16 protein-coding genes are annotated in these 19,507 nt (G+C 35.0%); 11 read left to right on the forward strand and 5 right to left on the reverse strand.

What is annotated here, in order from left to right; genetic code table 11:
* Positions 1 to 137: 137 nt before the first annotated feature.
* The gene (locus tag IGJ02_RS06800; RefSeq protein WP_069645003.1) at positions 138 to 542 is read left to right on the forward strand and encodes an organic hydroperoxide resistance protein; all 405 of its coding nucleotides are present in this window, start codon (positions 138 to 140) and stop codon (positions 540 to 542) included.
* A gap of 42 nt (positions 543 to 584) precedes the next feature.
* Here the strand turns inward: IGJ02_RS06800 and IGJ02_RS06805 are convergent, their stop codons facing one another.
* Genes IGJ02_RS06805 through IGJ02_RS06820 form a run of 4 tightly spaced genes read right to left on the reverse strand, consistent with a single transcriptional unit; the run spans position 585 to position 3,285 of the window.
* Positions 585 to 1,262, reverse strand: a complete 678-nt coding sequence (locus IGJ02_RS06805) for a hypothetical protein (RefSeq protein ID WP_430603793.1) — start codon at positions 1,260 to 1,262, stop codon at positions 585 to 587.
* Between the two features lie 19 nt (positions 1,263 to 1,281).
* Positions 1,282 to 1,761, reverse strand: coding sequence for a nucleoside 2-deoxyribosyltransferase (locus IGJ02_RS06810; RefSeq protein WP_430603794.1), 480 nt, complete (start codon positions 1,759 to 1,761; stop codon positions 1,282 to 1,284).
* Between the two features lie 29 nt (positions 1,762 to 1,790).
* Entirely contained in the window at positions 1,791 to 2,027 is a 237-nt protein-coding gene (locus IGJ02_RS06815; RefSeq protein ID WP_010761079.1) for a DUF7662 domain-containing protein, read from the reverse strand.
* A 37-nt stretch (positions 2,028 to 2,064) separates the two neighbouring features.
* Positions 2,065 to 3,285 (reverse strand): GNAT family N-acetyltransferase, encoded by a 1,221-nt coding sequence (locus IGJ02_RS06820; RefSeq protein WP_430603795.1) that lies wholly within the window; start codon positions 3,283 to 3,285, stop codon positions 2,065 to 2,067.
* A gap of 295 nt (positions 3,286 to 3,580) precedes the next feature.
* Here IGJ02_RS06820 and lepA point away from each other — a divergent pair, with 295 nt between their 5' ends.
* Positions 3,581 to 5,416 carry a translation elongation factor 4 gene (gene lepA, locus IGJ02_RS06825; protein ID WP_010761081.1) on the forward strand — a complete coding sequence of 612 codons (1,836 nt, stop codon included), beginning with the start codon at positions 3,581 to 3,583 and terminating at the stop codon, positions 5,414 to 5,416.
* A 680-nt stretch (positions 5,417 to 6,096) separates the two neighbouring features.
* On the forward strand, positions 6,097 to 6,513 hold the full coding sequence (locus IGJ02_RS06830; protein ID WP_010761082.1) for a hypothetical protein: 417 nt from the start codon (positions 6,097 to 6,099) through the stop codon (positions 6,511 to 6,513).
* Positions 6,514 to 7,051: 538 nt separating this feature from the next.
* Here IGJ02_RS06830 and IGJ02_RS06835 read toward each other — a convergent pair.
* Positions 7,052 to 7,969, reverse strand: coding sequence for a helix-turn-helix transcriptional regulator (locus tag IGJ02_RS06835; RefSeq protein WP_430603797.1), 918 nt, complete (start codon positions 7,967 to 7,969; stop codon positions 7,052 to 7,054).
* Positions 7,970 to 8,536: 567 nt separating this feature from the next.
* Between IGJ02_RS06835 and IGJ02_RS06840 the strand changes: the two genes are divergently transcribed.
* The 8 genes from IGJ02_RS06840 to IGJ02_RS06875 all read left to right on the forward strand — a co-directional run bounded on the left by IGJ02_RS06840 (position 8,537) and on the right by IGJ02_RS06875 (position 19,504).
* On the forward strand, positions 8,537 to 9,298 hold the full coding sequence (locus tag IGJ02_RS06840; protein ID WP_430603799.1) for an ETX/MTX2 family pore-forming toxin: 762 nt from the start codon (positions 8,537 to 8,539) through the stop codon (positions 9,296 to 9,298).
* Positions 9,299 to 9,475: 177 nt separating this feature from the next.
* Positions 9,476 to 9,871, forward strand: a complete 396-nt coding sequence (locus tag IGJ02_RS06845) for a thioredoxin domain-containing protein (RefSeq protein ID WP_430604077.1) — start codon at positions 9,476 to 9,478, stop codon at positions 9,869 to 9,871.
* Positions 9,872 to 9,900: 29 nt separating this feature from the next.
* Positions 9,901 to 12,531, forward strand: coding sequence for a class III lanthionine synthetase LanKC (gene lanKC / locus IGJ02_RS06850; protein ID WP_430603800.1), 2,631 nt, complete (start codon positions 9,901 to 9,903; stop codon positions 12,529 to 12,531).
* Between the two features lie 572 nt (positions 12,532 to 13,103).
* On the forward strand, positions 13,104 to 14,516 hold the full coding sequence (locus IGJ02_RS06855; protein ID WP_430603803.1) for a metallophosphoesterase: 1,413 nt from the start codon (positions 13,104 to 13,106) through the stop codon (positions 14,514 to 14,516).
* Positions 14,517 to 14,997: 481 nt separating this feature from the next.
* The gene (arcA, locus tag IGJ02_RS06860) at positions 14,998 to 16,221 is read left to right on the forward strand and encodes an arginine deiminase (protein ID WP_430603805.1); all 1,224 of its coding nucleotides are present in this window, start codon (positions 14,998 to 15,000) and stop codon (positions 16,219 to 16,221) included.
* A 526-nt stretch (positions 16,222 to 16,747) separates the two neighbouring features.
* Positions 16,748 to 17,767: an ornithine carbamoyltransferase gene (gene argF, locus IGJ02_RS06865; RefSeq protein ID WP_430604078.1), complete on the forward strand. Its 1,020-nt coding sequence runs from the start codon at positions 16,748 to 16,750 to the stop codon at positions 17,765 to 17,767.
* Positions 17,768 to 17,808: 41 nt separating this feature from the next.
* Positions 17,809 to 18,750: a carbamate kinase gene (arcC, locus tag IGJ02_RS06870; protein ID WP_430603807.1), complete on the forward strand. Its 942-nt coding sequence runs from the start codon at positions 17,809 to 17,811 to the stop codon at positions 18,748 to 18,750.
* Between the two features lie 61 nt (positions 18,751 to 18,811).
* Positions 18,812 to 19,504 carry a Crp/Fnr family transcriptional regulator gene (locus IGJ02_RS06875; protein ID WP_430603809.1) on the forward strand — a complete coding sequence of 231 codons (693 nt, stop codon included), beginning with the start codon at positions 18,812 to 18,814 and terminating at the stop codon, positions 19,502 to 19,504.
* Positions 19,505 to 19,507 lie beyond the last annotated feature (3 nt).

Raw genomic sequence — 19,507 nt, forward strand, 5'->3', positions numbered from 1 at the left:
TTTACCACTACCTCTGATTAAAGTCTTTTTTATTAAATCATTTTTTTATGATGCAAACTAATGTACATATTCATAAATGTTGTGTACAATTTAATTGTACGATGAAGCTATGACAATAAGAAGTGGAGGAATGAATCATGAAAAAAATCTATTCAACAACAATCATCAACACTGGTGGAAGAGAAGGGGAAGTTTTTTCTCCAGATAAATCATTTAGCTATCAAGTAACCTCTCCTGGTCCTCATCAAGAAAATAAAACAAATCCAGAGCAACTATTCGCAGCAGCTTACAGCTCTTGTTTCAATAGTGCTTTAGAACTTGTAATGGCGAAACAAAAAATCACATCAAAAAGCACAGTAAAAGCGACTGTATCATTATTTAGCGATGAACAATCTGGTTTCCAAGTTGGAGTTGTTTTATCTGTTAAAATCGATGATGTTGACCGTGAAACAGCAGAAGAGTTAGTGAAGGCAGCCCATGAAGTATGTCCTTATTCAAAAGCGACAAGAGGAAATATTTCTGTTGAGTTAGAAGTAGAATAAATAAAAAATCGGCAACTTTAGAACATCTAAAGTGCCGATTTTTTATTTATTTACTTTTCTAAATGCATAAGCTTTAAAATACTCTGGTTTATGTCGTTGCGTAAAACTATATACTGTTAGAATCAACGCACCAATCGTATTGGTAAGCAAATCTCCCATGGTATCCATCAGCGCCTCACGACCAATATAAGGTTGTCCGGCTTCCGTCATATAACGCTGTAAATTCATATTACCAAGTGAATCACAAAGAAATTCCCAGAACTCCCAGAAAACACCGCATAACCCGGCAAAAGCAAATCCCATAATAATAAACAACCAAGGACTGATTTTAGAAAAATCCGACTCACGTAAACAATAGCCAATAATCGCATATCCCACAGCTACTAATAAAATTGGACTGACAGCATGAAGAATTTTATCCCAAAACGGTACAATAATGATCAAGCGTAAACCCGTTCCAAGAAAAACTGCGATCCAAATGAAAAACCAATAATAAAGACGTACCATTTTGGGAAAAACCAAGCCTGTAAATTTTGTGAATATAAAGGGTACGAAGATCACAGCAATTCCTGCAATCATTTCAAACGTCAATAATACGTATTGTTCCGTTGGTTGTACTACAAATGTTTTAACAATATTGACGATCAAGGTGATAACACCAAACACAAGTAAAAAATAAAAGGCACTTTTTTCTTGTTTATCCTCAAATTCTAACTTCATATAAAAGCCTCCGATTTGCTTATTTATTTAACTTTTCTTTGATTAAACCTAAAAATGCTTGCTCACCGCTAACAACTGCTCCATTTAATTTTACTAAGCCAATGGTATACAGGTTTAGATAATGAAATTGATTTTCAGCAATATCACCTATTGCTGCTAATTTTTTTTGATTATCAGCTCCTTGTTGGCGAGTATCAGTATAAAGACCAACCATTGGAATATTTTTAGCGTAAGCTACGCCGATTTCAGAAGCCACACCTGCATCAATTGTAATACCATCTAAAACAGCTACAAGCAAATCACTTTCAAGCACTTTTTCAGTATCGGCTAGTGCAATCATCTTACTATCGGCATAGGCAGTTTTGTCGTTGATTGCACCATTTTCTTGTGGTAAATAAACCTTGATTGAATCATCTAAAGCACGAATTTCTTTTACTAAGTATTCATTATATAGTAAGTCTGCTTTAGCAAACATCGGTCCTGCAAAATATATGTTCATTGTGTCACCTCTAAGTTAGTTTAGTAATTCTATTTTTTTGAAAAAAAGACGAGCTGATTCACTAAATCGACTTTATCAACTTGATAACCATAGGCAGCCCATCCACTTGAAAAAGAATGTTCTTTTTTTGTCCACCAGGCACTATAGGTTTTAGCCAGTTCAGGTAGCATATGATTATGGTTCATTTGGGCCTCTATTTCTGCAAATGATAATTGTAAGTTTGTAGTTTTGGCTAGTAACGTTGGAATAACAAGAAAGTCATTCATAAAATCATCCTTTGTTGAGCATTTATTAGTAATGTGATCAAAAATAATCACTAAAATAAGCTTCTTGATCAGGCAAGATTCGTTCTAATGAATTCAATGTTTCCTTATCTGTACCTAAACGTTCGATTCGATGTAGATAAGTTGGACGGCGGTAATTCATCAATAAACAAGTCAAGGTTTGAATATCGATATGTACAGACTGTCCTAATGGCTCATCTGTTACAGAAACTTGATCATCTTCATCCCATAATAAACTAAACACACCATTATTCCATTCTGCAACAGGATCGCTTACTACAAAGTGAAATGGTTTTGCGGTGCTAGCGTATGGATAAGCCAATAGCATTTCTTTGACATCGACGATTCTAGCCATGTAATAAGGTTCGATCGTTTCCTTGATTTGGCTGTCATCTAATAAAAAAGCTAGTGGTTCATTTTTATAAATGTCCCCTTCAGCCCAATCAATCATTGAAAAATGAGCCGAAATAAAATTCCACAATGCATTTCGCGCTTCCTGATTGATATAGAACATTTCTTTGATATGGAACACATCTTCAGCTACCCAGTAAAAAAGTACACCTAAAGGTTCTTGATTTGCGCCGTAATAAACAGCAGCAGTTCGTTCGTCTTCATTTTCAAAGCGCCAATATTCTTCCCAATTAAATTCACTACGAATTAAAGCACCATGATTTTGACGGGCAAATTTTGCATAAACAGTAAATACATCTTCATGATCGACGCTTACGCGTTCTACCATTCCTGGGACTGAAACTTGCTTAGGCAATTGAGTATCACGAATTTTGAACGACAACTTATCCGACATGATTTCCCAGCCTTTTCTACGATAGTAAGGAATACTATAAGGATAAAGGTACGAAATCCACTGCTGATCTGCCCTCATATTTTTAAGGGCCAGATGAATCAAATCCTGCATCAAGCCATGATTGGCATATTCAGGATAGGTTCCAACACCTGTGATACCGCCCATTTTGAAAAGTTTCCCGTGAATATTTACTTCACATGGGTAAATTGCAATTTGGGAAATCAATTGATCCTCATGAAACCAGCCAAATACTTTTGACTGCTCTAAAATCGGCTGTTTTGATTTGATCAACTCTTTTTTACTTTCATAGCCGCTTTCCTCTAAATCTGCTTCTGTAAACTGGAAGACATAGCTCAATAATTCATTGAACTGATCCACATATTTTTCATCTACCGCTTTTAATTCTAAATTATCTCTGAACTCTTTTTGGTCCATTTTTCCATCTCCAATTGTTTTTCTACCTCCAGTATATCAAAAAAAGGTGAATAAATAGAGTATTACTTACTAAGAAATGGTAAAGAAGGATTTTTTAGTTAGAAAATAGTGTGTTACTCTAGTTGAAAAGTGCAAGTAGGAATTGGGAAACGTGGGAAAGTTCTTTAATTCTGATGGAAATCTTGCTATAATGGAAAGTGCTGATTGAAAATGATCTGAGCGATGAGCTGATACGATTTGAACCAACAAAATCACACGCTCATTCAGCCTTTCATAAAAGAAATGAGGACTATTAATGAATATAAATGAAATGAAGCAAAGACAAGAAAAAATTCGTAACTTTTCCATTATTGCTCATATTGACCACGGAAAATCAACGCTTGCTGACCGAATTTTACAAAAGACTGAGACTGTGTCAGATCGTGAGATGCAAGATCAATTACTTGATGCTATGGATTTAGAGCGTGAACGTGGTATCACAATCAAGCTAAATGCTGTTGAACTAACCTATACAGCAAAAGACGGCGAAGATTATATCTTTCATTTGATCGACACTCCCGGACATGTCGATTTTACTTATGAAGTATCGAGAAGTTTGGCAGCCTGTGAAGGGGCTATCTTAGTTGTAGATGCGGCTCAAGGAATTGAAGCACAAACATTAGCGAATGTTTATTTAGCGTTAGATAATGATTTAGAAATTATTCCAGTTATCAATAAAATTGATTTACCAGCAGCAGATCCGGAAAGAGTTCGTACGGAAATCGAAGATGTGATCGGGATCGATGCCAGTGATGCTGTTTTAGCAAGTGCTAAAGCAGGTATTGGGATCGAAGATATTTTAGAACAAATCGTTGATTTGGTTCCAGCACCAACTGGTGATCTTGAAGCACCATTAAAAGCGTTGATTTTTGATTCTGTCTATGACAGTTATCGTGGAGTTATTTTAAATGTCCGCATCATGGACGGGGTTGTCAAACCTGGTGATAAGATCATGATGATGAATAATAATAAGACGTTTGAAGTGACAGATGTTGGAATATTCTCACCAAAACCGATCAGCCGTGACTTCTTAATGGTCGGTGATGTTGGTTACATTACAGCTGCAATCAAAACGGTTCGTGATACGCAAGTAGGGGATACGGTAACCTTAGCTAATAATCCCGCCAAAGAAGCGTTAGCAGGATATCGTAAAATGAATCCGATGGTTTATTGTGGATTATACCCAATCGACAATTCACGATATGTTGAGTTACGAGAAGCCTTGGAAAAATTACAACTAAATGATGCAGCGCTGCAGTTTGAAGCTGAATCGTCTCAAGCATTAGGTTTTGGTTATCGTTGTGGATTTTTAGGTCTGTTGCATATGGATGTTATTCAAGAACGATTGGAACGAGAATTTAACCTTGATTTGATCACAACGGCACCATCAGTAATCTATCATGTAACGAAGACCGATGGCACGAAGATCGTGGTTGACAATCCAGCTGAATTTCCAGATCAAAGCTCTGTTGACTTTGTGGAAGAACCATACGTTAAAGCAACAATTATGGTCCCAAATGAATATGTTGGGGCTGTTATGGAAATTTCCCAGCGTAAACGTGGTGAATTTGTCACAATGGACTACTTAGATGAATACCGAGTAAATGTCATTTATGATATGCCGTTATCTGAAATTGTGTATGATTTCTTTGACCGTTTAAAATCAGGAACAAAAGGATATGCTTCATTAGATTACGAAATGATTGGTTACCGTAAGAGTAATCTATCTAAGATGGATATTTTGTTAAACTCAGAAAAGGTCGATGCACTAAGTTTTATTGTGCATAAAGATTTTGCTTTTGAACGTGGAAAAGTAATCGTTGAGAAATTGAAGAAACTAATTCCTAGACAACAATTTGAAGTGCCGATTCAAGCCGCAATCGGGCAAAAAATCACTGCTCGCTCCACAATCAAGGCGCTACGCAAAAACGTTTTGGCTAAATGTTATGGTGGGGATATTTCACGTAAACGTAAGTTGTTAGAGAAACAAAAAGATGGTAAAAAAAGGATGAAACAAGTTGGTTCTGTGGAAGTTCCGCAAGAAGCCTTCATGGCTGTTCTGAAAATGGATGAGGACGAACCGAAAAAATAGCAAGGGTTTGAGAGTTTTAGGCAAAAATAAAACTATAATTTTCCCACATTTTTTTCCCACGAGCGTATAAACTCGTGGGATTTTTTTGTTTAAAAGGCAATATCTTTTAGCCGTTGTTCAAAAATATCAACAATTTCAGTTTTCATCAGTAATAGAGATAAGAAAAGCGGCAGAGACAATCGACAACATACATGAAAATCTAGAGTTAGTAGTAGATGCAAGACGATTACGACTGCCTATTGTGTCCAGATTGCAATGAGGAAACCGTTGAAAACAACTATTGCGCTGAATGAAAAAAATAGAATGAAAAGAAACTAGAGGACTGTCTGGAAAAAGACTGTGTTTTACAGGTGTAGGGGCGAAAGAATATCATCCAGAATGGTTTGAATAAGGAGGATACTACACAAGGGAATTAATTGATAAGTTAATTATAAATGTCGAAGCTGCACATGACTTAAACAGTGAAAAAAATCAGTTTAAACCTAGCTTGACATCGCTCTTTTGTCGGTAGGACACCCTCATGTGAAGTTTTTAACAAAACGAAAAGTAAAATATAATTAAAAACCAATAATGTAAAATAAAAAAATATTAAATTAATTGCAAACGTTAACATGTATTTAATGAATCTTTGCAATAATATATATGTACTAAAAAAACATAAACAGAAAGGAAGGTATTTTATGAAGAAATTTTTAGTTTTTAGTCTAGGAGCAGCAATTTTTCTTGGAGGTACGTTGTTTTATAGTAGCCAACATGTTGAGGCGCAGGATCAAATTAATAATGTAGAAGTATCGTCAGTACAGCCAATAAAAATTGCTGGAAGTATGAAAATTGAAGGTAAAACTTATAAGTGGATGGAAGCTTCCTTTGGAGGAACAAACAGAGGATACGAAATAAACCCAGGTAAGATGAGATATCAGCTTAGTCCTAATCCTCATAACGACCCTTGGTATAATAAGAATCAGAATAAATTTTATGCACAGGGAGCAGATAAAATTGAAGCGCAAGCCAACTCTGGAAAATGGCATACAAAAGGGTGGCCAAATAAAATTGAAAACATTACCATTCATGGAATAACGTATACATTGAGTAAGTAAATCCTTATCTTTAAATATGATAATAATAGACAATATCTTTTATGATAGCGCTCACTTATGGGAATAGGTGAGTGCTTTTTTATTTAGGCTCTTTGTCAACTAATATTAGTGAAGAAAATCCAAAGAATTAAATCGAAAAATGATGAAGCGTAAAGGAAAAAACTTCTACGCTTTTTTGTTTGGCTGGAAAATAATGGTCCCTAAGGATAAAAAAATTTCTAATTATAGTAGTTACTAAAGCTATAGGCATTTCTTTTTACTATTTTGATAAGATTGTTTAAACACTCTAATTTTATATTGTATTTTTCATGAAATATTATTTCAAAATGTTATTTTATGAGATGAATTAATAACTATACTATATTATACGAGCCAACCACCCGCCAAAATTCATGCCGGTGGTTGGCAATTATTTTTTTATTCTTAAATTTCTTTACTGATTCATCCAAATTTTACTTCTGATATCACGATATCTATTGTTAATTCTTTTTAAGGAAACAGCAAAATTCATTAGATTTAGAGAATTGTTAGGCTGTTTTTAAATTTTTTTGCTCATAAATCGTTCATAGAGCTGTATTAAATCTTCTTTTCTATTTACTTCTGTTTTCAAAAAAATATTATGAGAGTGAGCTTTGACTGTTCCAATCGATATATATAGCTTATCGGCAATTTCTTGATGAGTCATATTGGTCAATAGTTCAGCTAAGATATCTTTTTCACGTTTCGTTAAGTGAAAGTGTGAACAAAAACTTTCAAAGGAATCAGAAGAAAGAGAAGTTACAGGTTCGATGTGAATTCTTTGCATGAAAAACTTAACCAACCAAAAGCACAGCAGAATTGATACACTGTCATTGTTTATATTCTGTCCATGGATTGAGAAGAAATAATATTGGGCATCTGACAAGTAAAAAAAATAATATAAGTCCAAAATTATTGTAACGGAACCTCCCAAGATTAAAGTTAAACCAAAACTTTTATTTTGGAAAAGAAATTGATTGAGAATGGAATTTGGTGTTTGTGGTTTTTTTCTTGTTAAGTAACCAAGATAAATAAAAAAGATATTATCTGTTAAATAAGCAATTAAAATGCTTGCTGTCCAATGTTTCCCAATGTGCATCGGTAATAAAATTAATGAAATCGTTAGAGTTAATAGTAAAACATGTTTCCATAAACTAGACGCTGGGATATGTTGTTTACAAAGCAAAAATGAATAGATAATCGTTAGAATGTAAATAGAAATATTTACTAACGGGAAGAAAATGCAAAATAAACAAGCAGGCTTTTGCGAAAGGATAACATTGATATAATCCGAAAAAGCGCTAAAAAAACAAAGTACAAAATAGATCAATAACATTCGAGTGATTTTGTTTTTGTCTTTTAAAAAAAGTATCACAGATAACACGACAACAGCAAAATAGCAGAGCATAAAAAATACGAAATAATTTAAAGAAAACATACGTCACCTCATTTTGATAAATTGTTTGTTTATAGAATTATTATACAAGTAAATATAAAAAAAGTGAAAAATTTATAGGGCAAAAAGTTCAAAAAGTATTTTGAAGTTATATATAAAGGGTAGGCAAAATAGTTATCAATTCTATACTGGTATAAATGCTCTAAACTTTTCTAAACCCGACTAAACTTTGATTTTTTCGAAGTATTACAAAAGCTAATTTCACGTCCTTAAAAAAATAGACCGTAACGTTTATAGTAAACGAGCGAAAAAATTGTTACCTTATGATCAAGATAATGATAGGAGGAGGGGGAAGTAGTAAATTATATTAAGAAAGGAATTGAGAGTTTAAATTTCCATGATTTTCTTTTTAAATAATATTTTAAGATTAAACAGTTACTTAAAAATACAAAAAAAGAAAGGAAGGTATAAGCATAAGAAATTAGCAAAATTATTTAGTGCAAGTATTATAATAAGCACTTTACTATTTTCTCCATTTAGTACTGCAAAAGCAGAACTGTTCAAGAAGGTATTTAACCACAAGTTGGGACGACTAACGTTAATGAACTAATGTCAAAAGCGGGAACTTTTTACTATGAAAAGTTTATTGCAGGAACGAATACACCGTGTAACGATAATTTTACCACCTGCACATACCCTCAAGTTCTAGAAAAGAACACACATAACTTAAAAGTAAATGTGAAAGGCCAAACGGGGGATGTATCTAACAGAGAAGTTATGATCAAACATCTTGGAGAAGATATTTTAACGAACCAAACAAGTGACAAACCAGAAATAAGAAATACACATTCGTATTCCTATACCAAAACAAAATCAATGACTACTTCAGTTAAGAAAGGTTTTAGCTTACCAGATGATATCGCTAATGTCATTGTAGGTGCAGATGTTATCGGCATTGGTAGAATAAATTTGCCGTTTGATATCAATAAATCAGAATCCATTACTGAATCAGAATCAGAAACACTAAGTACATCACCACAACCATATACAGTGAAACCTAAGCAAGTAATTAAGGTAGTGACGGAACTGTATGTACTTGAGTTTGGCGGAACTGTTAACTTTACGGCTGAACCAGTTAGTAATGATATTAAAATAGAGCTTGAGGCTCAGGCTAGTAATTGTAGAGGAGTACCAGGCGGTGTAATTTGTTCTTATTCGGATAAGAGAGATTTTACTAAAGATTTCACAGTTATCTATGACAATTTAGATGATACTCATAAACAAGAGTTAGAAAATTCTGGTATGTATATGAACACGAAAGTACCAGGTGAGAAAAAAAATACCTTTCTTCAAAGGAGAAGGCAGCTTTGAAGGTGTAGGTGGTCATCGCGTTGTTACAAAAGATTACGACATTACTGATCCTAACAATCCTAAATTATTGAACGTAAATTCTCAAGATATTTAACCTTTTACAAGGGGCATAAATGGAAAAATGCGAATTAACCATGCCCCTTGATCTATTATTAGCTGGTGAAAATAGGTGTGGATATGAAAAAAATAAGTCTAGTTATTTTAATAGTATTGTTTCTTATAGGGTGTTCGCCAAAAGAAAGTTTGACTGAAATTCCAAAAGAACAATCGATTGATCATGTTTTACCTCAACATGGGAGAGCAATTATATATTTTGGTCGCGATTCTTGTCCCCACTGTAAAAATTTTTTCCCTAAATTAAAAGCAGTTATGAAAAAGCAAGGGAAAGTTCTTTATTATTACAATATTGACAACCATCTCCAAGATAGCCTGCTTTCCAAAGAATTGGAAAATTTTAAAATTGAGCAAATACCTGCTCTAGTTATCTATAAAAATAAAGAGATAATCGCAACACTAGTGGGAGATAAAAGCGAAAAAGAAATTGAAAATTTTATCAAGCAATCTGAAAGTTGACTGTTTGCTAATGAAAGGAAACCTAAGCGATGACTTCATTTAATGCTTATATAGAAGATCCATTATTTTTCAGAGAAAATAATTTATCAAAAGATACGTCAACCACGTATTCGCTCCCTTTACCTGCCGGCTGGCATGAAATCAAAAGTAATAAAGAATGGACAACTTTGTTGCTGTTACAGAAAAAAATCCAAAGGCAAGGTTGGAAAGTGCATGTTAGTGCAAGCTTAATGGATGTTGAAGCGATACTCAAAAACACCGCAGAGGTCTGTTTTCAAAACAAGGTTTGTTTTAAACATTTAGCAACTGAGAAAGTCTTTAAAATTCGCAATGGCAAACAGATCAACAGAGGGTTTTCCGGGAAATTTATTACTTGCTACCCAGATCAGGCACAGTTAGAAATGTTTTTGGAGGCTTTGGAAAATAAACTTTCTGGTTTTTCTGGTCCATATATTTTAAGTGATAAACGTTGGAAAAAGGCACCCATTTACTTACGATATGGTGTTTTTCGAGATTCATATCCAGATGAAAATATGCCGACTGATAGCAGTAAGCTTAAAACGAGCTATGGTGAAGTAGCTGATCAGCGTGAGGCTATGTTTCATCTTTCAAAAGGGATTGAAGTGCCCAAATTTTTGGAAAGTTGGTTACATGAGGAAGATACTGAAGAAAAAAATATGCCGTTTAGGATAAAATCAGCCATTCAATTTTCCAATTGTGGAGGGATTTATCATGCAGTGTTAGGAGATTCGAAAAATGAGATTATTTTGAAAGAAGCACGTCCTTACACTGGTATTGATCATTATGGCACTTACGCAACTGAACGCTTAGCAGCAGAAAAAAAAGCACTAGAAATTTTAAGCAACGTATGCGGTGTGCCCGATTATTGTTGGTATGGCACCGTTTGGGAGCATCAGTATTTAGCGATGGAAAAAGTAGAAGGTGTAGTGCTTAATCGCTGGGTGACAGGACATTATCCTTTTTCAACTAACAAACAAATGGATTATTTGCAAAAAATACGAAAAATTGTCAGGCAATTAGTTGAAATTGTCGAGACAGCACATAAAAGTGACGTCTATCATCAAGATATTCATTTAAGCAATATTATCCTCACTGATGATGAACAAGCGGTGTTGATTGATTGGGGAGAAGCGCTTTTTACGAATCATTCAGTACCATTTCATCAAGTGGCAGCACCGGGATTTAGGGCTTGGGGGAAAGCGTTGACACCGGAGAAAATTGATTGGTATGGCGTACTTCAAGTGGCTCATTTTTTATTCTATCCGCTCATTTTGCAAGCCGATTTAGTCTATCAATTTGGTGAACAAACTAAACGTGCGGGACAACAGTATTTTCAGACCTTAGGTTACAAAGCAGAAGAAATCGATGCGTATGTTAAGGTGTTGACAGAATTAAAAAAGAAAGTTCAAACAATTGAAGTCACATCAGCTAACAAAGTTTTACAGCCCTATTTATCAGAAAATAATCAGTCAAGTGCAGTCTCAACTTTGCAGACATGGGGTAAACAGCTTTTAAACGGAGCGAATTCAGTGATGCAAATGTGGCAACGCGATTATGATTTTCGTCATTTTCCAGTTCATTATTATGGGACGAGAAGTAAACAGGGAATAGCCTTTTCCGATCTAGGGATCATTTGGGCTTATAGTAAGCTCGAAAATTTATTAGGAGATCAAGGGAGATTAACTGAAACAAAACAAAGAATCATTGCTAAATCTATAAATGACATTCAACTGACGAAACAAGTACAAGGTGGTTTATTTGATGGGTTAGCGGGAACGTGCTGGCTACTTGATCAACTTGGGGAAACGGAGCAGGCGACGAAATATTTTAACCAATTTTTTAAGCCGATGATTCAGGGCTGTCAAAATTTTAATTTGTACAACGGATTAGCAGGAATTTTACTAACGGGGAGCTATTTTTTAAGTCAGCGAAGGCTAACGGATGAAAATACTGAACTGCTACTTATTAAACTTAGACAACTTGCACGCGCTTATCAAGTTCAGCCTGACCAATTTTTTCATGCAGAACAAATCGGACGACTGACGAATAACCCTACTGAACAGACAATAGGATTATTCTATGGACATGCTGGTTTAGGGTGGTTATTTGCCGAAGCGTACAAATTAACCAAGGACGATTTATTGATTGATTGCTTAAATTTGGCGATTCAAACAGAGCTTACTAACTATGTGGTTAGTCAAGAAAATACTTTGCAATGCAAACAGCAACATCGATCGTTACCATATTTAGCAACTGGAAGCGCGGGTTTAGGTCTGTTGATAGCCAAAAATAGCGAACACATAACGCAAGCGAATTGTGCTAAACAATTGCCGTTATACCGAGCTTTAGAAACTAATTTTTCTGTATTTCCAGGTTTATTTAATGGTTATAGCGGTCTGAAATTAAGCCAATTGCTTATAAACGGACAATTGAAATTGGGCGATGCCGAACAGATAAGCCAATCATTTGTAACGGGATTGCAGCCACATCTTATACAAATTGGTACAGGTCTTGCTATTGCTGGCGATAACGGAACGAAAATAACGATGGATGTATTTTCTGGTTTTGCTGGAGTTGCTTTAACGATTACAAATATAATTGAAGATACATTTGATTTCCTACCAACGTTAAAAAAATAAATGATCTGCCTGGGTTTATAGATATACCCCAACCCAAAAATCTAAATAAAAGCTTGAAAGGAGCGGATTTCAATGGCGAAAGAAATTCTTGCATTACAAGAAGTAACATCTGAAGTTGCAACATGGGAAGATGAAGTTTTTGCGAGCGGTATCAGTTGTTTAACTTGCGTTTGCTAAAATGAAATTTTTCAGCTTCACTCGAAAGGAGGTGTGTATTCATGGCGAAAGAAATTCTTGCATTACAAGAAGTAACATCTGAAGTTGCAACATGGGAAGATGAAGTTTTTGCGAGCGGTATCAGTTGTTTAACTTGCGTTTGCTAAAACGAAAATGTTTAACTTCACTCAAAAGAAGGCGTGTATTATTGGCGAAAGAAATTCTTGCTTTACAAAGTGTATCAACGACACGAGTAGCGTATGAACCGGATTTTTTCGAAAGTAAACATAGTTGTTTAACATGTACTTGTTGAGTATTAAGCTAGAAATTTAATTGATGGAGGTTGGTATCGTATACGTTAAATTGATTCCAATCTCCATTTTTAAACAAGATTAAACCTAAAAGGTGGAAGAACAATGAAGTTTTGTAACCAAAAAGTTTTGTGGCGTAACACATTATTATTTGTTGCTTCAGTCGTTTCTTTATTCGTGCTATTTTTACCTGCTAAAGCAAGTGCAGCGGAATATAGTGTTAATTTAAATGACACCAATATTAAGATTGAAAAAAATGACGGGTCGGGTGAAGTTTTACAATATGCAGATGGCAAAACCTCGTGGGGAAAATGGTCAGGAGATAAGTCCCAAATCTGGCATTCAAGTGTTATGTCCAATAGTAATGAGTACCGTTTAAAATCGCAACAAGATGAGGGGACTGACTATTTATTCTGGGACAAAGATATATGGAATCCAGACGATAAAGGAAAAATATCATTTGGCAAGATCACTTCAAAGAATGAAACGACTAGTAAATGGTTGATAGAAGCAAATTCGAACGGTACCTATGGTATTCGTAACAGTCACTATCCCAACCCTAGTTTAGCCGTAACCAAAGATGGCGTGGACTTATCTTTTGGAGGCGGAAGTACATTTAAAATTTCCAATGATTTAACACCACCAGTATCAGAAAATCATGCCATCGTTTTCACTTCCGACCCACAGTATCCATGGACTGATAAAATGGATCGAGGAGAAACAGATCCTGATGCAGAAGGAAATTCTGCTGCTTTAATTCGCGAACAATACACAAGTGTCAATGCCTATAATGCCACGAAAAGCAGTGCGAAAGTAGTTATTAATGGCGATATCACAGCTTATGGTCACGAATGGCAATGGAAAAAAATGGAAAATGAATTGTTGCCGATTTTAAACAAAAAATATTATTTTGGGTTAGGTAATCATGATATTGAAAATAACCAAGGGGACTGTGCTGAAGATTACTGTTTTACTCTCTCTTTGGACAGATTATACCATCATGTTGACACAAGTAACGTCTTATTTAGCGATATTGGTGGTATTAAAAGTTATGCTTATGCAGTTAGACTTCCAGGGAATATATTACTTTTACAATTGAACAACTATCCAACAATGGATTATCAAGCGACATCTTGGAAGGGGCCTGCACCAATTGGTGTAAAGCCTAACTTTTCTTTCATTGAAAACGCCTTGAATCATGCTAAGAACAACCAAATGAAAGTGTTGATTGGAGTCCATAAACCCGATGATTGGAAAGGTGGTCCAAGCGCACAATTTATTCAATTGATTGAAAAATATAATGTGAAAGCTGTTTTTGCAGGTCATTATCATGACAAAGTAGGGGAATATTATTCACCAGCCTATTTTGGTAATGTACCAGTATTTTTATCTGGAGGAGCGACACAGAAAAGTTTCTTAATTACAGAATACGATGATCAAAGTTTGAAAATTTATAAAGTGCAAGATAATGCTTGGCAAAATAAAGAGTTCATTTACGAAATCAATTTAAAAAACTGAAATTAGCATAGTTCTGTAAACACATTAAGAGCTTGGAGAAAGCACAAAGGTTGTCTCTCAAGCTCTATTTGTTATTTGAAAATGAATGCGGATGAAGCCAAAAATACATAAATCAAGCGTAGCTATTCTATTTTTACGTAAAGCTAAAATAAGATAACTGCGTTTTAGTGTGATAATTTTACTTAAGATGAGAAAATCAAATCATGCTCTATCCATTAAAAAATAGTAAATCAATCGTCATTTATTAAGAATAGGGACACCTAGTAATTATTTTTAAATAAAAAGTGTGTATAATCTCGAAAAAAAAGGATAAGTATAAATTCCATTAGCTCATTTTTATCAGTTTATTTTTGTGTATGAAAAAATATACAACATTTTTGCATAATGTGGTCATCTTTGTATTTTAAAGTCGAAAAACACTGAGAAGAGAACGCTATCATTTTGTTAATCTAAGTACGAACCAAAAGAAGGAGGCATTTTGATGAAGAATCCAATTAACGTTTTTTCTGAGATTGGAAAATTGAACACTGTAATGTTGCACAGACCAGGAAAGGAATTAGAGAATTTAATGCCAGATTATCTGGAATCACTTCTCTTTGATGATATTCCATTTCTGGAACAAGCGCAAAAAGAGCATGATTTTTTTGCAGAGACACTGAGGTTGAAAGGAGTGGACGTTCTTTATTTAGAAGATTTAGCAGCAGAATCGCTGACTGACTCAGCTATCAAAGAGCGCTTTGTAACAGAGTACCTAAATGAAGCTGACATCAAAGAAGAACGAACAAAGCAATTTATAAAAGAACGGCTGATGTCCATTTCAGATGACAGAGAGTTGATCGATAAGACAATGGCAGGAATTCAAAAGTCAGAGCTGACATCATTAGAAAGAACAAGTTTATCTGACCTTGCTGATTCCCATTATCCATTCATTATTGATCCAATGCCTAATTTGTATTTTACTCGAGATCCATTTGCGACGATAGGGCATGGTGTTTCATTGAATCGGATGTACTCTGTCACGAGAAGACGCGAAACGTTATACGGAAAACATATTTTTGCTTATCATCCAATGTTCAAAAATTCACAGGTGCCGATGGTTTATAGTCGAGATGAAAATACTCGGATCGAAGGCGGTGATGAGTTGATTCTTTCTAAAAAATTGATTGCTGTAGGGATCTCCCAAAGGACGGACGTTACCTCAATCGAAAAACTAGCAAGAAATATTTTTGAAAAAGATTTAGGTTTTGAACGTGTTTTAGCATTTGATATTGGGGAACAACGTAAATTCATGCATCTTGATACTGTATTTACAATGGTAGACTATGACAAATTCACGATTCATCCAGAAATTGAGGGAAACTTAACGATTTATTCGATTTCTCAAGGATCAGACGGATTACAAATTTCACAGGAAACAGATACGTTGGAGCATATTTTATGTAAATATCTTGAATTAGATCATGTTACTTTGATTCGTTGCGGTGGTGGAAATCCAACAGCAGCAGCTCGTGAACAATGGAATGATGGTTCCAATACATTAGCGATTGCACCAGGCGAAGTCGTTGTTTACGACCGGAATACGATTACAAATCAAAAATTAGAAGAAGCTGGTGTTAAATTAAATTATATTCCAGGCAGTGAATTAGTACGTGGTCGTGGCGGTCCTCGTTGTATGAGCATGCCGTTTGATCGAGCAGATATTTAAGGAGAGCAAAATTACGTATGTTATCCAGTTCCACAGGCTAACCTCTCGGAAAAAAGATAAAATATGCCTATGACAAAAAGCGTCACAACCATATTTTCCTATTTTTCAGTCGAGGTTGAATGAGCCAGTTACACTTTTAAGGTTATCTAGTTCCACAGGCTAACCTCTCGGAAAAAAGATAAAATATGCCTGTGACAAAAAGCGTCACAACCATATTTTCCTATTTTTTAGTCGAGGTTGAACGAGCCAGTTACACTTTTAAGGTTATCTAGTTCCACAGGCTAACCTCTCGGAAAAAAGATAAAATATGCCTGTGACAAAAAGCGTCACAAACATATTTTCCTGTTTTTCAATCGAGACTGAACGAGCCAGTTACACTTTCAACATTATCTAGCTGCACAAATCAATCCTTATGAAAATAGACAAATTAGCAGTGAAGCAAAGAACGCTTCAATGTTAATTTCCTAATTTTCTACAGGATTAACCGAGTTGTTACACTTTTAAATTTAGGAGGAAAATTATTATGATAGATTCAGTATTTCAAGGACGTAGTTTATTAGCGGAAAAGGATTTTACAAAAGACGAATTAAATTACTTGATCGATTTTTCTATCCATTTAAAAAAATTGAAAAAACAAGGAATTCCACATCATTATCTTGAAGGGAAAAATATTGCGCTACTTTTTGAAAAAACATCGACTCGGACACGATCTGCGTTTACAACTGCTTCAATTGACTTGGGTGCGCATCCTGAATTTCTCGGAAAAAATGATATTCAATTAGGCAAAAAAGAATCCGTTGAAGACACTGCTAAGGTCTTAGGGAGTATGTTTGACGGAATTGAATTCAGAGGCTTTAGTCAAAAAGTTGTGGAAGATTTGGCGAAATTCTCTGGCGTTCCTGTTTGGAATGGTCTAACAGATGAGTGGCACCCAACGCAAATGATCGCTGATTATATGACGATTAAAGAAAATTTTGGTACGCTTGAAGATATTACACTTGTATACGTTGGTGATGGGCGTAATAATATGGCGAATAGTTTATTAGTAACAGGAGCCATTTTAGGTGTAAACGTTAGAATATGCGCGCCAGAATCACTATTTCCTGAAGAATCTGTCGTGGCTTATGCGAAAAAATTTGCGGCAGAGTCAGGCAGTGAAATCATGATTACGGATGATGTAGAACAAGGCGTTAAAAATGCGAATGTCCTTTATACAGATGTTTGGGTTTCGATGGGTGAAGAAGATAAATTTGAAGAACGAGTTAGAGTATTGAAAGATTATCAAATCAATATGGACATGGTCCAAAAAACAGGTAATGCCGATGGTAAGTTAATCGTCTTACATTGTTTACCAGCTTTTCATGACGCAACAACAGAATATGGCAAAATGGTCGAAGAAAAATTTGGCATCAGTGAAATGGAAATCACAGATGAAGTCTTTAGAAGTAAATACGGACGTCAATTCGAAGAAGCTGAAAATAGAATGCACTCGATCAAAGCAATTATGGCAGCAACCTTAGGTAACCTTTTTATTCCCAAAGTTTAAACAACAACAATCATAATGAATAAAAAGGAAGAAGGGATTTTATGAAAAAAACGACAATTGTGATCGCTCTAGGCGGGAATGCAATATTGTCGACAGATGCAAGTTCACAGGCGCAACAAAAAGCATTGACTTATACGGCGAAACAATTAGTTAAGTTGATTCAAAAAGGCTATCAACTTGTTATTTCTCACGGGAATGGTCCTCAAGTAGGGAATCTGTTGATCCAGCAACAAGCTACAGATTCTAAAGAAAATCCAGCGATGCCGCTAGATACTTGTGTTGCCATGACCCAAGGTAGCATTGGTTATTGGTTGGAAAATGCATTGGCCAAAGAGTTGAACGATGCTGGAATCAAAAAAGAAATTGCAACACTTGTCACACAAGTGATCGTATCAGAAAATGATCCAGCTTTTGACAATCCGACCAAACCGATCGGTCCATTTTTAACAAAAGAAGCAACGCAAATCATAATGAGCGAAAATAATACCTTATATAAAGAAGATGCCGGTCGTGGTTGGCGTAAAGTTGTTCCTAGCCCTAAACCAATATCAATCCAAGAACACGAAGTAATTAAGACATTGATCAAACACGATATTATTACGATTTGCGGTGGTGGCGGTGGTATTCCTGTTACGAGCAATGAATTAATTGGGGTTGAAGCGGTTATCGACAAGGATTTCTCTTCAGAGAAAATAGCTGAATTGGCGGATGCTGATCTGTTTGTCATTTTGACTGGGGTTGAAAATGTTGCAATAAATTTTGGCAAAGAAAATGAACAACAATTAAAACAAGTCACTATAAAACAGCTAGAAGAATATATAAAACAAGGGCAATTTGAACCAGGAAGTATGCTACCAAAAGTGGAAGCAGCAATTCAATATGTAAAAGCCAAACCTGCTAATAAAGCCATTATTACTTCATTAGAAAAATTAAGTGATTTTGGTGAACATGAGGTAGGGACAGAAGTTATCTTTGAAGGATAGAACACTGCCGTCTTTATAGCATTAGTAGAGAAAATTATTGACTAAGTTGGAGTTGAAGAAAATGACAGTATTACAAGAGAATGACTCACTAAAAGGATGTCCCTATTTTTCAGAATTAAATGAAGAAGAATCTATCGTCATCCAGAAAAATTCATATTGTAGAGCATATAAAAAAGGCCAAGTTCTTTTTGATGCCGGTGATGAAAGAAACCGTATGTTTATTTTAAAAAAGGGGCTTGTGAAATTTGAAAAAATCGATCAAACCGGTACACTTTTCTATTTGAACTTTGTCAAAGACAGCGCGGTATTTCCATTAACTGGACTTTTTACAGACAAAAACTATCATTTCTCAGCGATCGCTATGACAGATATTGAAGTGTGTTATCTCTCAACGAAAGTTTTTGAAAAAGCGATACAGGGAAATAATCAGCAGTTGCTGTTTTATTTTAACCAAGTGTCTTTGACTTTAAAAAAACATGTGCTCAAAATTGAAAGCTGTGTAACTTCTAGTGCCTCTCAGCGTGTTAAAAATACGCTAGCGATCTTAATGCATGATTTAGGTGAAAAAAATTATTTTAATCAGGTGGTTATACCCTATCCGATTCTAATGAATGATATTTCCCATAGCAGTGGCACGACAAGAGAAACGGCCAGCCTTGTAATAAAGAAACTGGTTAAAAAAAAGAAAATCCAGTATCTGCATAAAGAGTTGATTTTTTTTGATCCAGCTTACTTTTCGCTAGATCATGACTAGCAT

It is taken from the genome of Enterococcus sp. DIV0724b, assembly GCF_050531475.1.
Classification (GTDB): Bacteria; Bacillota; Bacilli; order Lactobacillales; family Enterococcaceae; genus Enterococcus_L; species Enterococcus_L haemoperoxidus.